Below are 4,769 nucleotides of genomic sequence, written 5' to 3'. Positions count from 1 at the left end.
TGACCACCGTGGCGGCGTGATCACCTTCGCGCGAGCGCCCGCCCCGGGCTCCGTTTTCGTTTGACGGCCCTGATGTCCGCCACCAAAGGTGCTTAGGCCGACCCGCTCGAAGCCGGAATAACCTGACACGCGCGGGACGGCTGGGGGAAAACCATGCCAAGCCTGCCGGAACTGATGCCGACCGAGGTGTCGGACGAAACCTTTGGCGGCGTCACCTATCACATAGCTGGCGAACTGGTGCCTGTGCTTTCCGTCGACGTGACGCGGATGCCTGTCTATTTCGAGCACCACATCCTGCTGTGGAAAAATTCCACGATCACCATCGGCCTGAAATCGCTGAAGGGGTCGCTGAAGCGCATGATGGCCGGCATGCAGATCTTCGTCACCGAGGCGTCGGGAGCGGGCATCATCGCCTTCAGCCGCGACGGACCCGGTCACATCGTGCCGATTCACCTGCGGCAAGGCGAGGAGATCCAGGTGCGCGAGCACCAGTTCCTGGCCGCCACCGGCAATGTCGACTACACGTTCGAGCGTGTACGCGGCCTGGCGACGATGCTGTTCGGCCAGAGCGGCTTCTTCATCGACCGGTTTCGCGGCGATACCGGGGACGGCATCGTCTGGCTGCACGGCTACGGCAACGTTTTTGAAAAGACGCTCGCTCCGGGCGAAACCATCGACATCGAACCCGGCGGCTGGCTGTTCAAGGATGCCTCGGTCAGGATGGAAACCAAGATCGACCGGCTGTCGAGCGGCTTCTTCGGCGCCAACATGAATTTCATCGTCAACCGCTTCACCGGCCCCGGCAGGGTCGGCATCCAGTCAATGTACCTGCATATGCCGACCGAGGAGTAGGCTGGGGGAGCCGCAAGCGGGACGGGTGATCGGCGTGCCGCCCTTGCGGCGGCGAATCAGGTCGGCACCGATGCGAATGTCGGTGGTCGGCAATTGCGTGGCCAATCGTCGCCTCCTTCAGCCCCTGGGCGCAGAGGATTTCCGCCTGGGCGCGCAGAGCTTTAGAAAGAGCGGCAAGGCTTGGCAAGCGTGCATCCGGCCACCCCAGGGATCACAGGCCCAGGGATCACAGGCTTGTGTCGGGTCCCTGGCGCGCCATTTGCGCGCTCCCGCGGCAAAACCCTTGCCTTCCCGAGGGCCTGACGCCATAAGCAGGAAACGGGCGCCACCAGCGCGAGGGTTCTGAGATGAAGACTTTCCTGACGCAGTTTTTCACCTGGTGGAACAGCCAGACGCTGGGAACGCGCCTGCACACCTGGCGGTACGGCAAGAGGGTCGGCCAGGACGAGGCCGGCAATGTCTACTATGAAGGCGGTATCGATTCGGAAGGCCGTACGCGCCGTTGGGTCATCTACCGCAACTATTCGGAAGCGTCGGCCATTCCGCCGGGCTGGCACGGCTGGATTCACCATCGTGTCGATGTCGCTCCCCCCAGCGACGACTACCGGCCGCGCGACTGGCAAAAGCCGCACCTGCCCAATCTGACCGGCACGCCCGCGGCCTATCGCCCGAAGGGCTCGGTGCTGACCAACCAACATCGCCCGCAGGTCACCGGCGACTACGACGCCTGGACGCCGGGGTCGTAACGGCGCGGGTTTGTAACCGTAAGGTGCAGGCCGGTCCTTTATCGCCACAATTGGTGTTTAGCTGCTTGCTGATCAGAAAACGGCGACTAGCCTTGGCGATCGATGGAATCACCTGGGCGCGAACCACCGGTACCCCTGCATGAGCTTTTTCAACCTGATATCGACAGGCGGTCTGACGCTAGCCGCCAGCCTCGCCGTCAGCACCGTCGCCTTTGCGGCTTCACCCACACCTGCCGCCCCGGCGCCGCCAGCGGCAGCGGGATCGGATCGCATTGCCAACCCGGTCGCCGAGTTCGCCGGTATCGACAAGATCACCGGCCGCATCATCACCTTCGATGTCTATATCGACGAGACGGTGCAGTTCGGCGCCCTGCAGGTGACGCCACGCGTCTGCTATTCCCGGCCGGAGAACGAGGAGCCGAAGACCGATTCCTTCGTCGAGGTCGACGAGATCACGCTCGACCGCAAGATCCGCCGCATCTTCACCGGCTGGATGTTTGCCGAAAGCCCTGGCCTCAATGCCGTCGAGCACGCCGTCTATGACGTCTGGCTGAAGGAATGCAAGCAGAAGTCGGATGTACCGGCGCCTGATGCTGGCAAGGCCGACGGAGCGAAAGCCGACGCCTCGAAGCCGGCCGCGACCAAGCCCGCCTCGGCCAGGCCCAAGCCCCCGGTCACTCCGGACGCGGCACAGCCGGACGACGCCGCGGAACCGGACACGACCACCGCCAACTGATCTCTTGGAACCGCCATGGCGGGCGCGCGTTGGAGCATCAAGACGTGCCCGGAGGATATGCTATGTCGGACAGCAAGCGGATCATGGCCAACAAGGCCGAGTTGTTGGAACTCGAAAAGGGGTTCTGGACGGGTGACAGTGCCTACTACGCCGCCAACGCGGACACCGAATGCCTGGTGGCGTTTCCGCGGATGGCCAAGGCGATGGATAATGCCGATCTGGCCGAGACCGCGACCAAGCCCAACCGCTGGCGCGATCTCGACATCGAGCTCAAGGGCATAATCGAGCCGGGCAGCGACATCGTCATGCTGACCTACGAGGCGCATGCGACGCGCGAGAATGGCGAACCCTACGCCGCACTGGTCAGCACCGGCTATGTCCACCGCGTCAACGGTTGGAAGATGATGTTCCATGCGCAGACGCCGATCGAGGCTGCGCCCAAGTAGGGCTTGATCCCTACGGAAAGAAGATCGCTTCACCCTTGAGCGCGTCGGCCAGCATCTTTTCATACTTGCCGCGCGGCACGTCGACAGCGCCAAAGCGCTTGAGGTGCTCGGTGGTGAACTGCGTATCGAGGAGCGCGAAGCCGCGTGCCTTCAGGCGCTCGACAAGATGAACGAGACAGATCTTCGACGCGTCCGTCTCTTTGGAAAACATGCTTTCCCCGAAAAACACCCGCCCGAGCGAGACCCCATAGAGCCCGCCGACCAGACGCTCCCCCCGCCATGCCTCGACCGAATGGCAGTGTCCCATCCGGTGCAGTTGCACATAGGCTTCGCGGATCGGCGCGTTGATCCAGGTCGAGCGGCGCTCCTCGCGCTTTTCGGCGCAGCCGTCGATCGTCGCCTCGAAGTCGAAGTCGAAACGGATGTCGAACGGGTGCCTGCGGATCGTCTTCTGCAGGCTTTTGGGCGTGTGAAAGCCCTCGAGCGGAATGATGCCGCGCTTTTCCGGGCGCACCCAGAACACTTCCGGGTCACCAGCACTTTCGGCCATCGGGAACACGCCCGAGGCGTATGCCTTGAGCAGAAGGTCGGTGGGGATGCGATAGCCTGGCGCGTATGGACGGGTCATCGCGTCCCCGCGCTATTCGCCCTTGGCCAGATATTTTTCCAGCCAATGGATGTCGTAGTCGCCGTTGGCGATGTCGGCATTGCCGACGAGATCGCGAAACAGCGGCAACGTCGTCTTGATGCCGTCGACGACGAATTCGTCGAGCGCCCGGCGCAGCCGCATCATGCATTCGACTCGGTTGCGCCCATGCACGATCAGCTTGCCGATCAGGCTGTCATAGTAGGGCGGGATCTTGTAGCCGGAGTAGACACCGGAATCGACGCGGATTCCGAGGCCGCCGGGCGTATGAAAATGGGTGATCGTGCCGGGCGAGGGGGTGAAGGTGCGCGGATCCTCGGCATTGATGCGGCATTCGATGGCGTGGCCGTTGAACTTGATGTCTTCCTGCTTGACCGAAAGGCCGCCGCCGGAAGCGACGCGGATCTGCTCGTGGACCAGATCGATGCCGGTGATCGCTTCCGTCACCGGATGCTCGACCTGGAGACGCGTGTTCATCTCGATGAAATAGAACTCGCCGTTCTCGTACAGGAACTCGATCGTTCCGGCGCCCGAATAGCCGAGATCGGCAATCGCCTTGGCGCAGATGCCGCCGATGCGCGACCGTTCCTCGGCGTTGAGCGCCGGCGAATTGGCCTCTTCCCAGACTTTCTGGTGGCGCCGCTGCAGCGAGCAGTCGCGTTCGCCGAAATGCACGCCGCCGCCGAAGCCGTCGCCGAACACCTGCACCTCGATGTGGCGCGGCTTCTCCAGGTATTTCTCGATGTAGACCGCGTCGTCGCCAAAGGCCGCGCCGGCCTCCGAGCGCGCCGTCTGCAGGGCGATTTCGAGGTCCGCCTCGGTATGCGCCACTTTCATGCCGCGTCCGCCGCCGCCGGCCGACGCCTTGATGATGACGGGATAGCCGATCTCGGCGGCGATCCGCCTGGCTTCCTTTTCCTCGGTCACCGCACCGTCGGAGCCGGGCACCACCGGAATGCCAAGGCGCTTTGCGGTGCGCTTGGCCTCGATCTTGTCGCCCATGACGCGGATATGGTCGCCGGACGGACCGATGAAGGTGATGTTGTGCGCCGCCAGGATGTCGGCGAACTTGGCGTTCTCCGACAGGAAACCGTAGCCCGGATGCACGGCGTCGGCGCCGGTGATCTCGCAGGCCGCGACGATCTGGTGGATGTTGAGATAGCTGTCGCGCGACGGCGGCGGACCGATGCACACGCTTTCGTCGGCCAGCCGCACATGCATGGCGTCGGCATCGGCGGTCGAATGCACCACCACCGTCTGGATGCCGAGTTCCTTGCAGGCGCGCAGCACCCGAAGTGCGATTTCGCCGCGATTGGCGATGAGGATCTTCTGGAACATCCGGC

The 4,769-nt window shown here is 63.6% G+C and carries 6 protein-coding genes; 4 read left to right on the top strand and 2 right to left on the bottom strand.

Annotated elements, in window-relative coordinates; all coding sequences use genetic code 11:
- Positions 1–153 precede the first annotated feature (153 nt).
- From EOA36_RS28075 to EOA36_RS28060, 4 genes are all read left to right on the top strand, one after another.
- The gene (locus tag EOA36_RS28075; RefSeq protein ID WP_127280306.1) at positions 154–852 is read left to right on the top strand and encodes an AIM24 family protein; all 699 of its coding nucleotides are present in this window, start codon (positions 154–156) and stop codon (positions 850–852) included.
- A gap of 347 nt (positions 853–1,199) precedes the next feature.
- Entirely contained in the window at positions 1,200–1,598 is a 399-nt protein-coding gene (locus EOA36_RS28070) for an NADH:ubiquinone oxidoreductase subunit NDUFA12 (RefSeq protein WP_127280305.1), read from the top strand.
- A 139-nt stretch (positions 1,599–1,737) separates the two neighbouring features.
- Complete coding sequence (locus EOA36_RS28065) at positions 1,738–2,334, top strand: DUF2155 domain-containing protein (RefSeq protein ID WP_127280304.1); 597 nt, start codon at positions 1,738–1,740, stop codon at positions 2,332–2,334.
- Positions 2,335–2,396: 62 nt separating this feature from the next.
- Entirely contained in the window at positions 2,397–2,780 is a 384-nt protein-coding gene (locus EOA36_RS28060; protein ID WP_127280303.1) for a hypothetical protein, read from the top strand.
- Positions 2,781–2,790: 10 nt separating this feature from the next.
- Here EOA36_RS28060 and aat read toward each other — a convergent pair whose 3' ends face one another.
- Together aat and accC are read right to left on the bottom strand one after the other, a co-directional pair.
- On the bottom strand, positions 2,791–3,408 hold the full coding sequence (gene aat / locus EOA36_RS28055) for a leucyl/phenylalanyl-tRNA--protein transferase (RefSeq protein ID WP_127280302.1): 618 nt from the start codon (positions 3,406–3,408) through the stop codon (positions 2,791–2,793).
- A gap of 12 nt (positions 3,409–3,420) precedes the next feature.
- Positions 3,421–4,764 carry an acetyl-CoA carboxylase biotin carboxylase subunit gene (accC, locus tag EOA36_RS28050; protein ID WP_127280307.1) on the bottom strand — a complete coding sequence of 448 codons (1,344 nt, stop codon included), beginning with the start codon at positions 4,762–4,764 and terminating at the stop codon, positions 3,421–3,423.
- Positions 4,765–4,769 lie beyond the last annotated feature (5 nt).

It is taken from the genome of Mesorhizobium sp. M8A.F.Ca.ET.021.01.1.1, assembly GCF_003998025.1.
Lineage (GTDB): Bacteria > Pseudomonadota > Alphaproteobacteria > Rhizobiales > Rhizobiaceae > Mesorhizobium.
Note: the sequence above shows the minus strand (reverse complement) of the source record. Positions and strands in the feature narration are given on the sequence as shown.